Consider the following 21,189-nt stretch of genomic DNA (forward strand, 5'->3'; position numbering starts at 1 on the left):
TTAGTTTCATTAATTAACATACAACAGGATATAAGAATATCCTGAAAAGTGGATATCAGAGCTATTTCAACAGTATATTCTCAGTACGTCCCGGTGTCAGCAATTCCCAAAGGGATGCTACCGTCCAACCGGGAGCAAACATGTCATTATAATATCCTTTTCCATTCCTTCCATAATCCCAGTTGGTGTGCTGGATCACTTCCGGATAATAACCAACTTTTATCACTCCACACATATGTCCTTTATAAGGAAGTAACTGGCACATGGAAGTAGAAATGACTTCAGCAAAATCAGAGAAACGAGGTTCATTATACTCTTTGGAAAGCCAACGGAGCACATCGGCAAATTCAAAAATAAATACATCAATATGATTATTCTCCACCGAGACATTTCCCCAGCCGCGAGTTTTCAGACCGATATCACCCAACATCTGCCCGGGAGCAAACGGAACGTCCCAGACGTAATACCAGGACAAGGCAAAATAAGCCGCTTTTCGTGTCAGAGAGGCATAGTGGTTATGTTCCGTACCATTTGTTATCAATGATAAATAGTAAGTTGCCGTAGCGGTATAGAGGGAAGCTTCCTTATCCTCACAGTTTGCATCCAGCGTAGAGGAGAAATAGTCAGCCTTTGATATAAGCTCTTTTTCCAGATATTCCGCAGTACGCCGGGCAGCGGACAGATAGCGTTTGTCCTTAAAATATTTATATCCCATAACCAGAGGTAATGTAGCGGATGGAGTACTTCCTCCACTTCCGTCAACAACTGTAAAGTCATCATGGAATTTACGTGGAAAACTTCCATCTGGATTTTGCAGTTGCAAGAACATATCGAGCATTTTCTTTAAGCGTTGTTCCCAATCAGGATGGTGACGTTTATACTTCTGTTCATAATTCAGATAATGAAACATGGCATAAATTCCTTCCGACTGACGACGTATGCTATGCACTGGGCGTTCTTCTTTCACATCACTATCATTTTCCAGATTTACCCATTCACGCAAATAACCGGTTTCCGTAAAGCCATTTTCTAAGTAACTATCAAATATCTTTTTACTGCTAGCTGCAAGGTCATCACGTCCATTCTCATTGCCAAACTCCCATGCATTGAAAGCGTTTAGAAGTACGCGACCGACAAAACCTATCTCTGCTACATTCATGTTGGCACAGGCTGCCACTTTCATTTCAGGGCTGGAGTAATAGGCAAGAGCTTTGTCCCCAACAAAACTTTCCACAAAATAATTGCTCAGCACTCCTTTTATCTCTTCTGGAGAAAAAGGTATTTTCACAGGTTGGGGACGGTATGTATCATAACAATATTCCCAAGTATGGCAAATAAAATCTGAGTAGTCTGTAGCCTGCCCCTCGATAAATTCCCAGGTCAGGAGTACTGTTTCTCCTTTTTTTAGATATTGGAAAGATGTAACCTCCGGAGCCAGCGTCAACTTACGAATATAGGTTTTAGGAGCTTCTCGGTAAGGAAATCCAAAAGATAGTGTTGATGTTCCGTCATGGCTCTCAAAGCCGGTGAACCCTAGGGACGTTTTGCCCGAGAGGATGATTTCGCCTGTTTGGTGGGTAGCAAGGGCATCCCATTGAAAATCGTCCTTGCGTGCCACAGTCATATAACGTCCATCTTTCTGATTGAAGATACCGGTAAGGGGTGAGCTCAGACGATCCTCACGTACCAGCCAACTCTCTGATATATGAAATGAAGGAGCACCTTTAGGAGAACGTAAATTGCGACTATACCAGAATCCTGGTAGATAAAACATACAGTCATTATGTCGGAAGCCTGTTTTCAACTGTTGTTGATAATTAAAGTACACGTCTTCCAATGCCGTAATACTTACTACCATTACACATTTAACATTGTCACGTTCTATTCTCTCTGTAATGATTAATGGTATTTTTTCTTCAGACTCTAACAGATAGATTCCCTTATCATCAACGGCTCCTTGAAAAGCAAGGGAATAGTTTCGTGATTGATTACCGGGAACCTTCAAGGAGACTTGTGCAGATATTCTTTTATATATATCATTAACAGTCCTAGCATCAATAGTAATAGTACAGATCATCAGGCAACAAAGCATACATCTTAATTTTGTCATATAAATCAGATAATTTAGTTTATTAATATTCTTTTAATTTGCGTTCCAAAATTAGGATATTACGTATACAAAGAATGTGATTTTTTGAGCAATTATTATAAGATTTCAGTAGAATTCATAAGAAACAGCCCATTAAGTATTTATTTTTTAATCCTCTATTAAGATCCCATTACAATATACACTTATATTTTTATTGGGATATTTAATACTACAAATGTAAATGTGTCAGAATGCGGGCACAACCTCAGGTCCCTAGCCTTTGTATTGACGAGACTTCTTTAAGCTGCGGAGAATTATATACTGTTGTCACTAATCGTGCGGGACGTGGTGGCAGAGGTACACTTGTGACCATGATACGTGGCACGAAGTCTGAAGACGTCATAAAGGTGCTTGAAATGATTCATGTCTCCAAGCGCAAGACAGCCAAAGAGGTCACTTTAGATCTTTTGCCGACCATGATGCGGATCGTCTGAACGGCTTTTCCCAATGCCACTATGACAGGTTATCGGTTTCATGTACCTTAATTCCGCAATACTATTGTAAATTAAATCTTTTAAGTAGAGGTTGTGTCAAAACGCTGACACACCTCTTTTAAATGCTATTTAATGCGAAATTACAAAAATACGCATTTAGATGGAGGCAAACTGTTTGCGCCATTGGCTAGGTGACATGCCCGTTTTTTGTTTGAATATACGATAAATCCATGTGTGGGATGAGAAACCGCACTCTGTGGAAATAGCGTCAATGCTATATTCGGGGTTGGCTTTCATCATGCGAACAGCCTCATTAAAACGAATGTCGCTAAGCCAGGTTCTAAAATTGGTGTATTCTGACTGATTGAAGTATTCTGTCAGTTCGTTTTTCTTGTATCCCAACTTGGTAGCTAGCGAATAGATGTTAACTTCATAGTCCTTATAAAATCCCTCTTCACACCATTTCTTGAGGGCTAATTCTATTTCCATCTTTCTATTAGCTGTCAAGATATTTGTGCCATGAGTGTTCTTGCCGTCTTTCATGTCTTCTGCTTCCGTGACTTTTGCTTCTGCGTCATTTTCCTCAGGAATGACTTCTTTGGGTGTGATGTAATAGCCCATAGCAATGAAAGTGTGGACGAAAAAGATGACAGAGAGTAATATCAAGGGACCTATTATATATAATAAGGTATTGAAGAGGATTGCTACAGGAAGGAGTCCAGCAGCAAAGTATAGCAAAATGATGCTGGCTTGCGAATAGCGCACGTATGGAATCAAGTCGATTCCGAAATTCTCCATGAGCTTCTGCTTTCGGGCTTTTGTTTCTTTGCGAATGATAAGAATAAAATATGCCATGCTAGCCACAAAAAGACCGAGCATCACATAGAGCATATTGCCAATGTGTAAACTTTGACTTTTGAACATGCCAATGACGAAAACTATGGCGATGAGTATGTATGCCATCATACCACGTAAACAATACCGTCGCACTTTGTTGCCTGTGCTCTCTATGTTGATTATGGAGAGAGTGATGGCAAATGCCACTGGAGTATAGAACAATATGTTGAATGCTGCGCCCACATCGGTACCTTGTGCACGGAGTCCATGAATCATCTGTAAGAGGTAGTGGACGGAGAAGAATAGCATGGATGCAACGAGAATCCATCTTGATATTTCGTAGCGCCACACCTTCCATCTCACCTGCAAACTTGCCATGGCTAATTGCAATGCTAGCATGGCTGTAATGACGCAACATACAAGTTGTAATATGAATAACGATTTCATAGTATTGTTATTACCTTAATTCCGCAACACTATAAATTTTAACTTTTATAATATCCTGAACAACAAAAAGTTCTTGGACAAGCCAAGCGGCAAAGCCGAGCGGCTCAGGATTTTGTCATGTCAAAGGATTCACTTAACTTAGTGTTGCAAAAATAGTCAAACAAAACCTCATCAAGCATGGTAAAAGTACAAATAAAATCCGAGAAACTCACATCTTTTGGTGGTATATTTCCAATTATGGAGAAATTCGACAGGATGTTGTCTTGTACAATAGACTCTACTTTAGGTTTGCGTAGCAAAGTGTATGGCTATCAATATAGCGAGATAATACGTTCTCTGATGTGCGTATATTTCTGTGGAGGGTCATGTGTCGAAGACGTGACCTCACACCTTATGGAAGCACTTTGCTTGCATCCACCCCTCCGTACATGCAGCGCAGACACAATACTTAGGGCCATTCGTGAATTGACCACACCGAATCTGACCTACAGGTCTGATTCGGGCAAAAGCTACGACTTCAACGTGGCTTCCGACCTTAACAATCTGCTTGTCAATGCATTGCTGGCAACTGGACAGTTGCTGCCAGACAATGAATATGACTTTGATTTTGACCACCAGTTCATTGAGACGGAGAAATTTGACGCAAAAATAACCTACAAGAAGTTTACCGGTTACAGTCCAGGAATAGCAACGGTCGGCGATGTCATCGTCGGGATAGAGAACCGCGACGGCAATACCAATGTCCGTTTCCATCAGGAAGACACTCTAAAACGTATTTTTGAGCGTTTGGAGAATGCCAGAATACATATAAACCGTGCGAGGATGGATTGTGGCTCATGCTCTGAGGCTATGGTGGAAATGGTGGAGAAGCACAGTCGGCATTTTTATATCCGCGCAAACAGGTGTGTATCGTTGTATGACGATATCTTTGCCTTGCGCGGATGGAAGACCGAATACATAAACGGTCACGAGTTTGAGATATGCTCCATCATTGCAGAGAAATGGGTCGGCAAAGCGTACCGCCTTGTCATACAGCGGCAAAGAAGCATCAACAAGGAACTCGACCTGTGGGAAGGGGAATATACATACAGATGCATACTGACAAATGACTATACTTCGACAGACCGTGACATCGTGGAGTATTACAACAAGCGTGGCGGTGCTGAGCGTGTATTGGACGACATGAACAACGGCTTTGGCTGGAAACGGCTGCCAAAATCGTTCATGGCGGAAAACACGGTGTTCCTGCTTCTGACCGCTTTAATACGAAACTTTTACAGACACCTCATATCTGACGCAAACATGAAGAGCTTTGGACTTAAACGCACAAGCAGAATCAAAACTTTTGTATTCAAGTATGTTTCTGTCCCTGCAAAATGGATTAAGACTGCAAGACAGCACATACTGAACATATACACAAGCAATGATGCATACATGATGGCCTTCAAATTTGATTTTGGGTAGCCTCAAATCTTCGTGGCCTTTTGCGTATTGCCTCAAGTCGCATCATGGGGTAAGGGGATTTTGTCTCTTGCGACTGCACCATTAGGGTTCTTTACGAAAACGAGTCGTTTTAGAGAGGTATCTGCAACCCCAGATATCAAAAATATTACAGGTTGCGGATTTTAGGATGTACAAAAGCTCTTTTATGAGGCAATTGATGAACTCAGGATTACTTATCGCTGAAGGGCACGGGATTTGGAGAGCGGAGAGCGATGAAATTCAGTGGCGCAGAGAGTAAAATAATAAAAAAGTTGGATTTTTATTGACGCGAATCAATTCTTTTAGTATTTTTGCCTTGTCTTTTACCAAAAAAGATTAATAACAGTAAGCGTTAGGCATTATCCATGTTCAGGAAATCCCCAATTTCAAGACAACAATTGGATAATACATCAGGTGTCCCTATGCACTATTATATCTTGTTAGCATATATAGGCGTGGGGCTTTGTGTATTATATGTTGTTGAGTATGGGGATACTTCTGAACGGTAATACCAAAGTTCCCACGCTTAACTTTATATAAACACAACTTCAGGGAACAGAGTTGTCATATAATCGCATTATGAAAGCAATTTGTTTCAAAACCGGACAGGTCCTGCCTTCCGTTTTCATTCCTCTGTCTGTTACTGTCTTTAGTGGAATTCTCTGCCTTTTTGTTTCCATTCCTGCCCCTTTTCGGGACTTGCGGCTATTATTACACAAATTACATGCCAAACAGTTTCTCTGAATCCATTTATGGCATTCAATAATCCCCCTGGACATACAGAAGAGGAACTTTGGCAACAAATACTCTCCCTGTCAAGGGAATTGCAGGAATGCAGGGCCTGCCTGCACTATCATAATACGCTGGATTACATATACGACAAGATCAACATGATAGAGAAAGAACTGGATATCTTGTTGAGAATGTTGTAGGGATCTTGTGACAAAAAGGCATGATAATTATACATTTTTATGACTATTTGTCTCGCAAGCATTAAAATTCATTTTACAACTCCATAAGAGTCCGATTTACAGATGCTATCACATAAATTCATGATTATTGCAGGATATGAATTACGATTTATTTTGTCTAATTTCAAATATCAGAACAGCCATGGATAAACGAATTGAATATGCGATGAACACATTGATCAATACAGAAATCTGGTCAACTAACCTGTACCTGTCATTGCAGGTCTATTTTGAGGGGCAGCAACTTCCGATATTGGCCTCATGGCTAAGTGCACAGGCACAGGACAATATGGGCAAGGTCTATCAGATGATGAACCGCATCTATCATGAAGGAGGTGCTGTAACCATCCATGAAATCAGGCGCGACATCCGGCAATGGCCGACACCGCTGGCTGCCTTGAACACCCTGCTTGAACATGAACAATATATATCCCGTCAGATATCCGAACTTCACGTACTATGCCAGAATACGGATTCATCCATCCATTCTTTCATCAAGGGGCTGTACACAAAACGGATATATGTAAGTACGGCGTTTATGGAATTGTTGCGTATCCTGGCCATGGAATATGAACGCAGGCTGCCCTGCTTCATATGATGTGTCAAATCGTGTAACCTGACCGGAGTTTATTGTTCACAGAGAAAATAATGGTCTAAAAATAAAACAAGTATCATCCTATGGATATATTCGCATACTCAATGTTGTGTTTCACTTCGTTGTTCACATTGATGGACCCCCTCGGAGTGATGCCGGTTTTCCTGCAGATGACCGAGGGCATGAGTGCCGGAGAACGCCGGAGCATCGCCTTAAAATCCTGCGCCCTCACGTTCGTCATACTGGTACTTTTCACCTTGTGCGGCAGGTTCCTGTTCCATTTTTTCGGGATCTCGACCAATGGTTTCCGGATTGCGGGAGGTATCATCATCTTTAAAATCGGATATGACATGCTGCAGGCACACTTCACCCATGTGAAACTGAACGAGAACGAGAAAAAAGAATATTCCAGGAACATCACCGTCACGCCTCTTGCCGTTCCGATGCTGTGCGGTCCGGGTGTAATTTCAAGCGGCATAACACTGATGGAAGATGCCCCTGAGCATATTTTCAAAATTGCACTGGTTTGCGTGATCGCCCTAGTCTGTCTCCTCTCTTTCATTATCCTTTGCGTGTCAACGCGGCTTTTGAAAATTCTTGGAGAAACCGGAAATAATGTGATGATGAGACTGATGGGGCTTATTCTGATGGTCATCGCCGTGGAATGTTTCATAAACGGGATGCAACCTGTCCTGACAGATATTTTGAGACAAGCACACGCTTGCCCCTGAATATGAAAAATAAAAAATAGTACCAACATTAAAAATTAGATTCATTATGACCGAGAATTTACAAAAGGCCCTGAACGGGCAGATTACTGCGGAATTATGGTCCGCCAACCTGTATCTTTCAATGTCCTTCTATCTGGAAAAGGAAGGTTTTTCCGGCATGGCCCGCTGGATGCGCAAGCAATCGGCGGAAGAGACAGGACACGCATGTGCCATCGCCGAATATATGGCCAAACGTGAGGCGGAGGCAAAAGTGGACAAGGTCGATGTGGTTCCACAGGGTTGGGGCAGTCCCACCGAAGTCTTTGAACATGCCTTGGAACACGAGAGACATGTTTCCAGATTGATTGACGAACTGGTACATCTGGCTTCCGAGGAGAAAGACAATGCCACCCGTGATTTTCTTTGGGGATTTGTCAGGGAGCAGGTGGAGGAAGAGGCGAATTTCCTGAACATCGTAAACCTGATGAAGAAAGCCGGAGAGAGCGGCATCCTTTTCATGGATGCAAAACTGGGGGAACGCCAGTCCTGATTTGGAATAAAAAAACGACTGACATGAGCACGATTATTGATTTGTTGGGAACGCAGGCAGGATACTACCTGGACCATGTATGCAAGACAATAGACAAGAAACTCATCCATATCCCCGAGCCGAATATGATAGACAAGGCATGGGTGGATTCCGACAGGAATATACGCACCTTGGAGAGCCTGCAAGCCCTGTACGGGCACGGGCGTCTGGCCAATACCGGGTATGTCTCCATCCTGCCGGTGGATCAGGGGATAGAACATTCTGCCGGAGCATCCTTTGCACCCAATCCTCTTTACTTCGATCCCGGGAACATTGTGAAACTCGCTATCGAGGGAGGATGCAACGCCGTGGCATCCACATTCGGAGTTCTGGGAGCTGTGGCACGTAAGTACGCCCATAAGATTCCTTTCATCGTGAAGTTGAACCATAACGAGCTGCTGACTTATCCGAACAGTTATGACCAGGTCATGTTCGGTACAGTGAAGGAGGCATGGAACATGGGTGCCGTTGCCGTGGGGGCAACTATCTATTTCGGTTCGGAACAAAGCCGCCGCCAGATTGTGGAGGTCTCACAGGCGTTTGAATATGCCCATGAGTTGGGGATGGCCACGGTATTGTGGTGTTATCTGAGAAACAGCAGTTTTAAGAAAGACGGGATTGACTATCATGCGGCAGCAGATCTGACAGGGCAGGCCAACCATATCGGGGTCACCATCAAGGCTGATATCGTGAAGCAGAAGCTGCCGTCCAACAATGGAGGTTTTAAAGCCATCGGATTCGGTAAGACCGACGGGCGTATGTATACGGAACTGGTCTCCGACCATCCGATAGACCTCTGCCGCTACCAGGTGGCCAACGGGTATATGGGAAGGGTTGGCCTGATCAATTCGGGGGGCGAGTCCCATGGGACATCTGACCTGCATGATGCCGTCGTAACCGCAGTGGTGAACAAACGTGCCGGAGGTATGGGACTTATCTGTGGGAGAAAAGCCTTCCAGAAGACGATGAAAGACGGGGTCTCGCTTCTGAACACCATTCAGGATGTCTATCTGGATCCTTCGATAACCGTTGCATAAAAACTATATGGCATGAAAAGGATCGTATTGTTGAGACATGGCGAGAGCCTATGGAACAAGGAAAACCGCTTTACCGGTTGGACCGATGTAGACCTGAGTGATAAGGGGATCGCAGAAGCCTGTAAAGCCGGTGATATGCTGAAAGAAGCGGGATTCTCTTTTGAGGCGGCTTACACATCCTATCTGAAACGGGCTGTGAAAACGTTGAATTGTGTTCTGGACCGTCTCAATGAAGACTGGATCCCGGTGGAGAAAAGCTGGAGGTTGAACGAGAAACACTACGGCATACTTCAGGGACTTAACAAAAGGGAGACAGCAGACAAATATGGCGAGGAACAAGTCCATATCTGGCGGAGAAGTTACGGCGTGTCGCCCGAGCCGGTGAAGGAAGACGATCCCCGCTATCCGGGGAACGACACCCGTTACGCCGGTGTTCCCGAAATGGAACTGCCACGGACTGAATCCCTGAAGGATGCCGTCATGCGTGTCATGCCCTATTGGGAATGTGTCATCCTACCCACATTGATGCATAGGGACAACCTGCTTGTCGTTGCCCATGGAAACAGTCTGCGCGGGATAGTCAAGCATCTCAAGAATATTTCCGATACGGACATATCCCTCTTGAACCTGCCCACGGCAGTACCTTATGTATTCGAATTTGATGAACGGCCGGTGCTTGTCAGGGACTATTTCCTCGGAGACCAGGAGGAGATACGGAGACGGACGGAGGCTGTAGCCGAACAAGGTATGATCAGACGATAAGAGTCAGTCAATCAGACTGATTTGTATTGTCTTTTTGAATATTTTATTTATTAACAATTTAAAAAAGGAGGTAAAAATGGTACCTGTAAAAACAAATTCAAACTGGTTGCCGAGTATTTTTAACGATTTCTTCGAGAATGAGTGGCTGGCAAAAACGGGAGTTACGGCTCCTGCCATCAATGTCATTGAGAATGACAAGGACTACAAGGTTGAAATGGCGGCTCCCGGAATGACGAAGGATGATTTCAAGGTGAATGTTGACGAAAACAACAACCTGACAATCTGCATGGAAAAGAAAGAAGAGAAGAAGGAGGAGAAGAAAGACAAGAAGTATCTCCGCCGCGAATTCTCTTATTCCAAGTTCCAGCAGACCATCCTGCTACCTGAAAACGTGGAGAAGGATAAGATTTCCGCAAAAGTCGAACACGGGATCCTGTCCATTGAAATCCCGAAAGTGAAGGAGGAAGAAAAACAAAAAACTTCCAAGGCTATCGAGGTTAAATAATTCCATATCTGGAATGGTGTAAGGCCGGACAGGCTTTTCCTGTCCGGAGAGCCGTCCGGCCTTTAACAGGCACTTCCGGAACAGGGAACCGGCACAACCGATGAAGGAATTCAATTTTGAAAAAGAGCTGCTTAGCGTACAGGACGAACTGTTCCGTTTCGCGTACAAACTGACAGCGGACAGGGAGAAGGCGGAAGATCTGCTGCAGGATACCCTGCTCAAGGCAATGCTTCACAAAGAAAGTTACAACAAGAACACAAATTTCAAAGGGTGGCTGTTTATCATCATGCGTAACACGTTTATCAACGGTTACCGGGCGGAGGTCGGTCATACCCGTCTGTACATATCCTCCGATCCTGCATATTATTCGCGGATCATGGACGAGTCCCGTACAGAGGAGGTGGACAGGAACTATGACCTGGAAAAGATACGTAATGCCATCAAAAGTATACCGGAGTCGCATTTCATACCTTTTGAGATGTACCTGTCAGGGTTCAAATACCGTGAGATAGCGGAAAGAACCGGTGTGAGTTTGGGAACCATAAAGAGCCGTATTTTTCACTGCCGGAAAAAACTGAAAGCTATATTGGCAGAATGAAACAAAACAAGAACTGAGATAGATGAAAAAAGATGAATATATAGGAATCCTTACTTCCGGAGGGGACGCTTCCGGAATGAATGCGGCAATCCGTGCCGTGACCCGTACCGCCATTTTCAACGGCTTCAAAGTCAAAGGAATTTACAGAGGGTACGAAGGCCTGATAGCGGGCGAGTCCAGGGAACTTACGACCGAGGATGTGAGCAGCATCATCCAGCGTGGGGGAACCATCCTGAAAACGGCACGTTCCGAAGCGTTCACCACCCCGGAAGGACGCAGAGAGGCATACGATACCATGAGGAAAGAAAAAATCGGGGCGCTGGTAGTCATCGGGGGCGACGGCTCACTGACTGGAGCCCGCATATTTGCCGAGGAATACCCTGTCACGTGCATAGGACTGCCCGGTACCATCGACAATGACCTGTACGGTACCGATTTTACAATCGGATATGATACGGCCCTGAACACCATTGTGGAGTGTGTGGACAAAATCCGGGATACAGCCACCTCGCACGACCGAATTTTCTTTGTCGAGGTGATGGGACGCGACGCCGGTTTCCTCGCCCAGAACAGCGCAATAGCCTCGGGAGCCGAGGCCGCCATTATTCCGGAAGACCGGACGGATGCGGATCAGCTGGAGACTTTTATCGGACGCGGATTCCGGAAGACCAAGAACAGCAGCATCGTCATCGTGACGGAAAGCCCGGGCAATAAGAATGGCGGAGCCATGCACTATGCCGACCGGGTAAAAAGGGAATACCCCGGATATGATGTCAGGGTCTCTATCCTAGGACATCTACAACGGGGAGGAGCGCCAAGTGCCAACGACCGCATATTGGCCAGCCGGCTGGGTGAGGCCGCCATACAGGCCCTGATGGAGGACCAGCACAATATCATGGTAGGCATACATAACAATGAGATTGTCTATGTTCCTTTTGACCAGGCTATCAAGAACGACAAGCCCATTGACAAAAACCTGATCCGTGTCCTTAACGAGTTGTCCATATAAAATGTTACTCCTATGTCGGAAGTTGCCCCTTTAATATCAGACCTTGCCACTATCTTGATTATAGCCGGTATCATAACCGTCATTTTCAAATGGCTGGGACAGCCGGTCATAGTGGGATATATTGTGGCCGGTATTATGGCAGGTCCTTCCATTTCCCTATTCCCGACTGTTTCCGACCAGGCCAATATCAAGATATGGGCGGATATCGGTGTTATTTTCCTCCTGTTCGCCATAGGACTGGATTTCTCGTTCAGAAAGCTGATAAGTGTGGGAGCCTCGGCCATATTCTCCACTGTTATCATCGTCTGCGGCATGATGTTCCTGGGATATACGGCAGGCAATGCGATGGGCTTCTCACACACGAGCTGTATCTTTCTGGGCGGAATGCTGTCCATGTCCTCCACCGCCATCGTATTCAAAGCATTCAGTGACATGGGGCTTCTCGATCAGAAATTTACCGGTATTGTCCTGGGGATACTAATCATTGAGGACGTGGTGGCGGTAATCATGATGGTGGTCCTCTCCACATTGGCTGTAGGCAAGCATTTTGAAGGCTTCGAAATGCTGGAGAGCATATTGAAACTTGCGGCCTTTCTTATTTTCTGGTCAGCATTGGGAATCTATCTGATTCCTACCCTTCTGAAAAGATTGAACCGCTTTATTAGCAATGAAATACTGTTGACAACCTCCCTGGGACTATGCCTGGGAATGGTGATGATAGCGACAAAGGCGGGATTCTCCGCCGCGCTGGGTGCGTTCGTCATGGGATCCCTGCTGGCAGAAACAGATAAAGCGGAAGAAATCGCACATATCGTGCAACCGGTAAAGGACCTGTTCGCCTCCGTTTTCTTCGTATCAGTGGGAATGATGATCGACCCTGCCATGATATGGGAATATGCCGTTCCTGTTTTTATCCTGACGGCACTGGTCCTATGCGGGCAGGTCCTGTTCGGGAGTTTCGGCGTGTTGCTTTCCGGACAACCGCTAAAGATTGCGATACAAGCCGGCTTTTCCCTGGCACAAGTGGGTGAGTTTGCGTTCATCATCGCTTCGTTAGGAATCAGTCTGAATGTAATGGACAAATACCTTTATCCGGTCATAGTGGCAGTATCGGTCATCACCACTTTCCTTACTCCTTATATGATAAGACTGTCGGATCCCGTCTACTGTTTTGCAGACAGGCACTTGCCACAATTCCTGAAAGATTACCTGACGCATTATTCTTCTGGAACAATGACCACAAGACATCAAGGCTCCTGGCACAAGCTCATCAGGTCCATGTTGGTATCCGTCACCCTTTATCTGGTGGTATGCCTGTTTTTCATAGCGCTGTTCTTCTCCTATGCGTATCCTCTGGTAATGGGACGTATTCCGGGGATGAAAGGAAGCCTGCTGAGCTTCGTTCTTGTCCTCCTTATCATATCCCCGTTTTTGTGCGCCATCATCATGAAGAAAAACAATTCCGTCGAATTCCGCAAACTTTGGGCGGACAACAGGTTCAACAGGGGGCTGCTGGTATCAATGATAGTGATCAAGGTGTTGATCTGTATCATTATCGTAATGGGTATCATCATCCGTCTTTTCAATGTCGCTTTGGGGTCAGGACTGATATTATCTTTCCTGATCATTGTCGTTATCTATTTTTCCAAGCGGATACGGAAACGATCGCTAAGTATGGAAAAACAGTTCCTCGAGAATTTCCAGGGTACAGCCGGGACATTTCCACAGGAAGAACCGGAAACAGGAGAAACCTCCACAGAAAAAAATCATGAACTATCAAATAAGTAAAATGTTATGGAATATTCAAGTTATCATGTAAACGTCCCACAATGGAGGGAGATTACAGTCGGTTCACACCTTCCGGCAGAATTGCGGAGATTTGCGGAGATGGCACATAATCTTTGGTGGACCTGGAACGAGGATGCGAAGAGTTTATATAGTGGTTTGAACCCGGAACTATGGGAAGAGGCGGAACAGAATCCGGTACTGTTTCTGGAACGGATGGATTATGAAGAGCTGGAGGCACTGACACATGACGGAAACTTCATGCGTAAGATGGAAAACGTATATTCCACTTTTAAGGCGTATCTTGATGTGGAGCCGGACCACAGCCGTCCGTCAGTTGCCTATTTCAGCATGGAATATGGTCTGGACAGGGTTCTTAAAATCTATTCCGGCGGTCTGGGCATATTGGCAGGTGACTATCTGAAGGAAGCTTCGGACAGTAACGTAGACCTCTGCGCTGTAGGGCTTTTATATCGTTATGGCTATTTTGACCAGGCTCTGGCGATGGACGGGCAGCAACAGGTTCATTATGACCCACAGAATTTCGGGCAGCTTCCGATAGAGAAAGTGATGCAGCCTGACGGGCGACAACTGGTAATCCATGTTCCCTATGCCGACAGTTTCACGGTCCATGCCAATGTATGGAAGGCCAATGTGGGACGTGTTTCCCTCTACCTGCTGGATACGGACAATGAACTGAACAGCGAGTTCGACCGTCCGATTACCCATCACCTGTATGGCGGTGACTGGGAAAACCGGCTCAAGCAGGAAATACTGCTCGGCATCGGAGGAATGATGACATTAAAAGTATTGGGCATCGAGAAAGATGTATATCACTGCAACGAGGGGCATGCCGCACTGATCAATATCCAGCGGTTATGCGACTATATATCCGAAGGCCTGGACTTCGGACAAGCCATGGAACTGGTTAGGGCTTCCTCGCTTTACACTGTGCATACACCTGTGCCTGCCGGCCATGACTATTTCGATGAGGGGCTTTTCAATAAATATATGAAAGGATATCCTGATAAGCTGGGCATTACGTGGGACGAGTTGATGAACCTCGGACGGCAAACTCCGGGCAACAAGGGAGAACGTTTCTGCATGTCGGTATTCGCCTGCAAAACCAGCCAGGCGGTAAACGGTGTCAGCAAGCTGCACAAGTCCGTTTCACAGCAGATGTTCGCGCCTCTCTGGAAAGGCTATTTCCCGGAAGAGAACCATGTGGGCTATGTGACGAATGGCGTACACTTTCCCACTTGGTGTACGGCGGAGTGGAAAAAGCTGTTTAAGGACAATTTCGATGAGAATTTCATGAACGACCAGTCCAATCAGGAAATATGGAAAGGCGTTTATAATATACCCGATGAAGAGATATGGAACATGCGGAAAAGGTTGAAAACCAAACTGATATCCTACATCAAGTGGAAATGCGGCCGGGACTGGCTCAAAAGCCAGGTTGACCCGGCATTGGGTGTCTCCATTTTCGAGAAGTTTAATCCGAATGCTCTTCTTGTCGGCTTCGGAAGGCGCTTTGCAACTTACAAAAGAGCTCATCTTTTGTTTACCGATTTGGATCGTCTGGCGCGGATTGTGAACAATCAGGAACATCCCATACAGTTTGTCTTTGCAGGAAAAGCCCATCCAAACGACACTGCCGGGCAAGGGCTCATCAAGCAGATTGTGGAGATATCCCGCCGTCCTGAATTCTTGGGTAAAATCATCTTCCTTGAGAATTATGACATGGACCTGGCACGGCATCTTATTTCTGGGGTTGACATCTGGATGAATACTCCCACCCGTCTTGCGGAGGCTTCCGGAACTTCCGGTGAGAAGGCTCTGATGAACGGCGTACTCAACTTCTCCGTGCTGGACGGTTGGTGGTACGAAGGCTACCGCAAGGAGGCGGGATGGGCCATCACCGACAAGGCCACCTATCAGGATGAACAGTACCAGAACCAACTGGATGCGGAAACAATTTATTTCCTGCTGGAACATAATATCCTGCCGTTATATTATGAACGGAAAGAAAAAGACTATCCGGAAACCTGGGTCAAGTACATCAAGAACTCGGTTGCGCAAATAGCTCCCCGCTTCACGATGAAAAGACAGCTGGATGACTACTATGACGGATTTTACAACAAGTTGTCGGAACACTTTCATGTTTTGGCGGCGGACAATTATGCAAAGGCGAAAACGCTTGCCGGCTGGAAGGCAGCTGTCGACAGCAGATGGAATGCCGTGGAAATCGTTTCCGTGAATGCGGGAAAAGGATTGGACGCCACGGTGGAGGCTGGTAAGGAATACGAGATGACGGTCGTCATTGACGAGAAAGGGCTGGACAACGCGATCGGATTGGAATCGGTCATTATACGGCATGAGGAGAATGAGGATCGCATCCATGAGGTCATTCCTTTTTCTTTGACATCCAAAGACGGAAACCTATACACTTTCAAGGCAATAACCAGAATGTTCAGCGCTGGAAGCTTCAAACAGGCATTCAGAATGTATCCCAACCATCCCCTGTTACCTCACCGGCAAGATTTTTGTTATGTACGATGGTTCTGAACGGACATGAATAAGCAAGAGTTACTGACAAATGGACGGTGTAAGAAGAAGGCGGACCGAGAAACCGTCTGGCCGGTTGTCATCATGAACTTCACCGGTGTGTATGCCCATGAGGTATTTGCACGGAACAATCAGTTCATTTGGCTAGACTGCCGTCACCTTTCTGGAACGAGAGGTTACTGTGACAAGGAGGGGATACGAAAATTGAAGCGGGTGATTGCCGGTTATCCAGCGGAAGGTATCCATTTCATTGATTCGGGCAATTATCATTACCTGACCAAATTATGGACAGACAAACTTCGAGTTCCGTTCTCTCTGATTGTATTCGACCATCACCCCGACATGCAGCCTCCCTTGTTCAAGGGCATGCTTTCTTGTGGGAGCTGGGTAAAAGACATGTTAGACTGGAATATGCTTTGCAAGAAAGTGGTGATAGTCGGTGCATCGGACAAACTGATACGCACCGTACCGGAAGAATACGGACAACGAGTCAGTTTTTATAGCGAAGCGACGTTAGCTCACGAGAAGGGCTGGCGCAATTTCTCCTCTGCGTATATTGAAGGACCGGTTTACTTGTCCATAGACAAGGATGTCCTGAACCCGGCATCCGCAGTAACAGACTGGGATCAAGGGTCTTTCAGCCTGCAGGAACTGGAGGAATTACTGGCAATTGTCCTTCGAAAGGAACGTGTAGTCGGCATTGATATCTGCGGGGAATGCTCCGCAACGCTTACTTTGTTTGAGGAGAGGCGGGAAGCCACCGTGGACAGCCGGGCGAACAAGGAGCTGCTCAAACTCATACAGTCATTCTCCTGTTTTTTATAAAGCTGTTGGATATTGTTAATTATATTATCACATAAACCATATTTTATTATTATGATGAAAACAATTGTTCGTAAAATCGGTCTGGTTGCACACGATGCAATGAAAAAGGACATGATAGAATGGGTTCTTTGGAACTCGGAACGTCTGATAGGGCATAAGTTCTATTGTACGGGAACCACCGGTACACTCATTAAAAAAGCGCTCGAAGAGAAACATCCTGAAACAGAATGGGATATCACGATTCTGAAATCCGGTCCTTTAGGTGGTGACCAGTAAATGGGCTCACGTATTGTGGAAGGAGAGATTGATTATTTGTTCTTTTTCACGGATCCGATGACATTGCAGCCACATGACACGGATGTAAAGGCACTGACCCGGCTGGCGGGAGTTGAAAATATAGTTTTCTGTTGTAACCGTTCGACAGCGGACCATATTATTTCCAGTCCTTTGTTTCTTGACCCGACCTACAAACGGATTCATCCAGACTATACCAATTATACACAACGCTTTGAAAACAAAGAAATTGTATCGGAAGCAGTAGAACGGGTGAAGAAACGGATGAGCCGAAATGAAAACAATATGATCGAATGAGAATGTAATGTCCAATAAAGGGGATGTGATATGTTTCAGTCATAAAAAGCAGGTTCCTATCCTTTCTGTGAGTATAAAAAAAGATTAAAAGATCAACTGTGTGATAGCAAACTTGCGAGGTATCCTCAAATGGTTTGAAACAGTAATAAACTTTTATCATAAGTTTCTATTATTCCCTTTTATATGAGCGAACACGCCTTTTTGTAGGATTCCAATATAAGAATGAAGACTTCCATGTGGTTGAAACTTAAAATCCTTTTAGGATATGTCATACTGCTTCTCCTGCTCGTCCTGACCATTCATATCTTCCGCAAGGAACAGACGAGGCGGAACAGCCTGCGACAGGATGAGCATGAACTGGCCTGTATCCGGCATCTGGCCGGAGAAACATACGCGGGCTTGCTGGGACTGGCCACTTACGGTGAAACAGCCAGCGTCTGGGATGAAAGCGACCTTGGACTCTACCACACAAAAAAAGACAGTGTCTGTAACATGTTGCAGACACTGAAAAGGTATGTGAAGTCTCCCGAACAACAGTCGCGCATAGATTCGTTATGCCTGCTGCTGGAAAGAAAGGAACTGTTGTTAGACACGGTCATGGACACGTTCGGGCGTCTGCGCAAGACCGGCGAGATCGTGAACAGCAAGATTCCGGCAATCGTGTCCCATATCCAGCAGGCGGATGTCCTTCCTGCCGAGAAAAAGAAGGAGGAGGAAACTCCGAAGAAGGGTTTCTGGTCATTCATCAGGCCCGGGAGGAAAAAATCGGCCTATCTGCAGCAGAAGGAACAGCTGGAACGCCAGCGACAGTCCATTGGTAAACATCAGGGTACCACATCTGTCACGAGCATGCTGCACTCCCTTGACAGGGAGGTGACCGACATGCAGAAAGCCGAACGGGAAAGGCTGCTGGAACAGATGGACCTCCTGTACAGTAACAACACGGACCTGAACCACAGGCTACACCGGATTGTCAGGGACTTTGAGGCGGATGCTGGAATACGGCTTGATGAGCGTTACAGGCAATTCATTTCCACACGCGACCGCTCGTTCCATACGGTCTCTCTGCTGGCTGTCCTCATCTCGTTGCTGACCGTCCTCCTGTATCTTATCATCCACCGGGATCTGAACAGGATAAACCAGTATCAGCGTCAGCTGGAAGCCTCCAATCGTGAGAACACGGAGCTCCTACAATCCAGAAAACGCATGATGCTCACCATCGCTCATGACCTTCGTGCGCCACTGGCTACTATCAAAGGATGCGCCGAACTGCTCCCCGGGGAAGAAAAGAAGAGCCGCAAGGACGAGTATGCGGAAAATATACTCCATTCTTCCGATTACATGATCGGGCTGGTCAATACGCTGATCGGATTCTACCTGCTGGATACCGGCAGGAACAAACCCATCCTTTCGATTTTCCGGCTGGGGACCCTTTTCAGCGAAACAGCCCGGAACTACGGTTCGCTGGCCAAAAAGAAAAAGCTGCGGCTGACAACCGCCTTTTCCGGTCTGGATGTGGTAGTAAGCGGTGACCGTTCCCAGCTCCAGCAAATCCTGAACAATCTGCTTTCCAACGCCATTAAATTCACCCGGCAAGGTGAAATCCGCCTGCAAGCGGAATACCGGAATAAAGAATTGCATTTCTCGGTACAGGACACCGGTACCGGGATGACGGAGGAAGAAACAACCCGGATATTCACAGCTTTTGAACGGTTGGACAATGCCCGTAATGTTCCCGGTTTCGGATTGGGGCTGGCCATTGCAAGCAGGCTGGTCTCCGGGATGCAGGGAAGCCTTACCGTAAAAAGCAAACCGGGTGAAGGCAGCACGTTTACCGCATTCCTGCCACTCCTTGAGGCGGATGAATCCACCCAGATGGATGAGACACGCATCGCTACTGATTATCATCTGGATGGAATCAACGTACTGGTCATTGATGACGACCGGATGCAACTGAACATTACCAAAGAGATGTTTAACCGTAACGGAGTGCGGTGCGACTGCTGCCAGACCAGCCGTGAACTGGTTACCCGGCTACGGTCACAAAGATATGACCTGCTGCTGACGGATATACAGATGCCTGAAACGGACGGCTACGGAATACTTGAACTGCTCCGGGCATCCAATATGGAGAACGCAAAGACAATCCCCGTCATAGCGGTAACGGCACGGGTGGATGATGACAACGAGTATCTGTCGGGCGGCTTTTCGGGCTGCATCCATAAACCATTCTCTATGGAAGAACTGATAAATACAGTGGCACAAGTGATAGGAGAAAAAGACAGAAAGGAGTATGCTCCCGATTTCTCACTCATCCTTTCAGGAGAGGACAACAGGGAGGAAATGCTCGCCCTGTTTATCGAAGAGAGCCGGAAAGACCTTGCCGCATTAACCGCTGCCTTAGACCGACAAGACAAGGAGGCCGCCGCCTCCATCCTGCATAAGAACCTGCCCCTATGGGAAACCGTCCGTCTGGATTTCCCCTTGTCTCATTTACGGGAACTGGTGACAGAACCTGCGACAGAGTGGACCAATAGACAATCCATGGAAATGCGGGACATCATCCGGGCAGTGGAAAAACTGATAGTATACGCTGAAAAATACGGGAGGAAAGCCTATGAAAACAATCCTGATTATTGAAGATGATATTGTGTTCAGCCGTAGCATCAGCAACTGGCTGGTGAAAAAAGGGATGAAAACCGAATGCGTGGCAACCCTTGCGAATGCCCGTAAAGCCATCGGGCAAAAGGAGTTCGACCTAATACTGGCAGACCTGCGCCTGCCGGACGGAAATAGCACCTCGCTCCTGAAATGGATGAATGAGAAGTACTACTCTATCCCTTTTCTGATCATGACCAACTATGGACAGGTGGAGAATGCGGTGACAACCATGCAACTGGGAGCCATCAACTACCTGTGTAAGCCTGTGCAGCCAGACAATCTCCTGGCTCTGATAACGGAGATACTGGATAAAAACGATAACGAACAGGAGTTCTACCGAGGTGAAAGCCCCAAAGCCCATGAGATGTACCGTCTGATACAGGGTCGACGCATTATATTTTTTACTATCTTACAACTTGTATTTTATTTTTATATTATTGACTATTAGTGTATTATCTATTGTATATGTCGATTATTTTCCTTATCTTTATAAGATATTATAAAACATAAACTAACATGAAAATTGGCATAATTGACCTTTGTAAACAAATAGAAGATCCTAGGATGAACCGCAAAAAAGTACATAAAATGGAAACTATTATCTATATATCCATTGCTGCTGTAATCTGTGGCG

18 protein-coding genes and 2 pseudogenes are annotated in these 21,189 nt (G+C 45.9%); 18 read left to right on the forward strand and 2 right to left on the reverse strand.

Annotated features, from left to right (window positions below; translation table 11 throughout):
* Positions 1-61: 61 nt before the first annotated feature.
* Positions 62-2,110 (reverse strand): hypothetical protein, encoded by a 2,049-nt coding sequence (locus BSAG_RS15515; protein WP_004318649.1) that lies wholly within the window; start codon positions 2,108-2,110, stop codon positions 62-64.
* 230 nt (positions 2,111-2,340) lie between these two features.
* Between BSAG_RS15515 and BSAG_RS15510 the strand changes: the two genes are divergently transcribed.
* On the forward strand, positions 2,341-2,583 hold the full coding sequence (locus BSAG_RS15510; protein WP_004318648.1) for a transposase: 243 nt from the start codon (positions 2,341-2,343) through the stop codon (positions 2,581-2,583).
* Positions 2,584-2,739: 156 nt separating this feature from the next.
* On the opposite strand, the gene BSAG_RS15505 is transcribed toward BSAG_RS15510, so the two are convergent.
* Positions 2,740-3,867 (reverse strand): AraC family transcriptional regulator, encoded by a 1,128-nt coding sequence (locus BSAG_RS15505; RefSeq protein ID WP_004312658.1) that lies wholly within the window; start codon positions 3,865-3,867, stop codon positions 2,740-2,742.
* A 177-nt stretch (positions 3,868-4,044) separates the two neighbouring features.
* Here BSAG_RS15505 and BSAG_RS15500 point away from each other — a divergent pair, with 177 nt between their 5' ends.
* The 17 genes and pseudogenes from BSAG_RS15500 to BSAG_RS25925 all read left to right on the forward strand — a co-directional run.
* Entirely contained in the window at positions 4,045-5,331 is a 1,287-nt protein-coding gene (locus tag BSAG_RS15500) for an IS1380-like element ISBfi1 family transposase (protein ID WP_004312659.1), read from the forward strand.
* A 770-nt stretch (positions 5,332-6,101) separates the two neighbouring features.
* Entirely contained in the window at positions 6,102-6,281 is a 180-nt protein-coding gene (locus BSAG_RS0223020) for a hypothetical protein (protein WP_008771119.1), read from the forward strand.
* A gap of 181 nt (positions 6,282-6,462) precedes the next feature.
* Positions 6,463-6,918 carry a ferritin-like domain-containing protein gene (locus BSAG_RS15495; RefSeq protein WP_005680129.1) on the forward strand — a complete coding sequence of 152 codons (456 nt, stop codon included), beginning with the start codon at positions 6,463-6,465 and terminating at the stop codon, positions 6,916-6,918.
* An 80-nt stretch (positions 6,919-6,998) separates the two neighbouring features.
* On the forward strand, positions 6,999-7,646 hold the full coding sequence (locus BSAG_RS15490) for a MarC family protein (protein WP_004308119.1): 648 nt from the start codon (positions 6,999-7,001) through the stop codon (positions 7,644-7,646).
* Positions 7,647-7,692: 46 nt separating this feature from the next.
* Positions 7,693-8,175, forward strand: coding sequence for a ferritin (locus BSAG_RS15485; RefSeq protein ID WP_004308118.1), 483 nt, complete (start codon positions 7,693-7,695; stop codon positions 8,173-8,175).
* 23 nt (positions 8,176-8,198) lie between these two features.
* Positions 8,199-9,251 carry a class I fructose-bisphosphate aldolase gene (locus BSAG_RS15480; RefSeq protein ID WP_004308117.1) on the forward strand — a complete coding sequence of 351 codons (1,053 nt, stop codon included), beginning with the start codon at positions 8,199-8,201 and terminating at the stop codon, positions 9,249-9,251.
* A 12-nt stretch (positions 9,252-9,263) separates the two neighbouring features.
* Positions 9,264-10,013, forward strand: coding sequence for a 2,3-diphosphoglycerate-dependent phosphoglycerate mutase (gpmA, locus tag BSAG_RS15475; protein WP_004308116.1), 750 nt, complete (start codon positions 9,264-9,266; stop codon positions 10,011-10,013).
* A 76-nt stretch (positions 10,014-10,089) separates the two neighbouring features.
* Positions 10,090-10,518 carry an Hsp20/alpha crystallin family protein gene (locus BSAG_RS15470; protein ID WP_004308115.1) on the forward strand — a complete coding sequence of 143 codons (429 nt, stop codon included), beginning with the start codon at positions 10,090-10,092 and terminating at the stop codon, positions 10,516-10,518.
* A gap of 100 nt (positions 10,519-10,618) precedes the next feature.
* On the forward strand, positions 10,619-11,116 hold the full coding sequence (locus BSAG_RS15465) for an RNA polymerase sigma factor (protein WP_004308114.1): 498 nt from the start codon (positions 10,619-10,621) through the stop codon (positions 11,114-11,116).
* Between the two features lie 22 nt (positions 11,117-11,138).
* Positions 11,139-12,125, forward strand: coding sequence for a 6-phosphofructokinase (gene pfkA, locus BSAG_RS15460; protein WP_004308113.1), 987 nt, complete (start codon positions 11,139-11,141; stop codon positions 12,123-12,125).
* 12 nt (positions 12,126-12,137) lie between these two features.
* Positions 12,138-13,913 carry a cation:proton antiporter gene (locus BSAG_RS15455; protein WP_004308112.1) on the forward strand — a complete coding sequence of 592 codons (1,776 nt, stop codon included), beginning with the start codon at positions 12,138-12,140 and terminating at the stop codon, positions 13,911-13,913.
* Positions 13,914-13,919: 6 nt separating this feature from the next.
* The gene (glgP, locus tag BSAG_RS15450) at positions 13,920-16,478 is read left to right on the forward strand and encodes an alpha-glucan family phosphorylase (RefSeq protein WP_004313433.1); all 2,559 of its coding nucleotides are present in this window, start codon (positions 13,920-13,922) and stop codon (positions 16,476-16,478) included.
* Positions 16,479-16,484: 6 nt separating this feature from the next.
* A complete protein-coding gene (locus tag BSAG_RS15445) occupies positions 16,485-17,303 on the forward strand; it encodes an arginase family protein (RefSeq protein ID WP_004308109.1) in 819 nt (272 codons plus the stop codon).
* A gap of 54 nt (positions 17,304-17,357) precedes the next feature.
* Positions 17,358-17,894, forward strand: a pseudogene (locus tag BSAG_RS0223025) (methylglyoxal synthase).
* A 234-nt stretch (positions 17,895-18,128) separates the two neighbouring features.
* Positions 18,129-20,534 carry an ATP-binding protein gene (locus BSAG_RS15440; RefSeq protein ID WP_008997432.1) on the forward strand — a complete coding sequence of 802 codons (2,406 nt, stop codon included), beginning with the start codon at positions 18,129-18,131 and terminating at the stop codon, positions 20,532-20,534.
* A pseudogene (locus BSAG_RS15435) lies at positions 20,512-20,937 on the forward strand (response regulator); the annotation flags it as partial. The gene BSAG_RS15440 and the pseudogene BSAG_RS15435, both read left to right, overlap by 23 nt.
* Before the next feature lie 134 nt (positions 20,938-21,071).
* The coding region (locus tag BSAG_RS25925; RefSeq protein WP_008997434.1) for an ISAs1 family transposase at positions 21,072-21,189 on the forward strand (118 nt) is incomplete at its 3' end.

Source organism: Bacteroides sp. D1 (assembly GCF_000157095.2).
In the GTDB taxonomy this organism is placed as follows: Bacteria; Bacteroidota; Bacteroidia; order Bacteroidales; family Bacteroidaceae; genus Bacteroides; species Bacteroides xylanisolvens.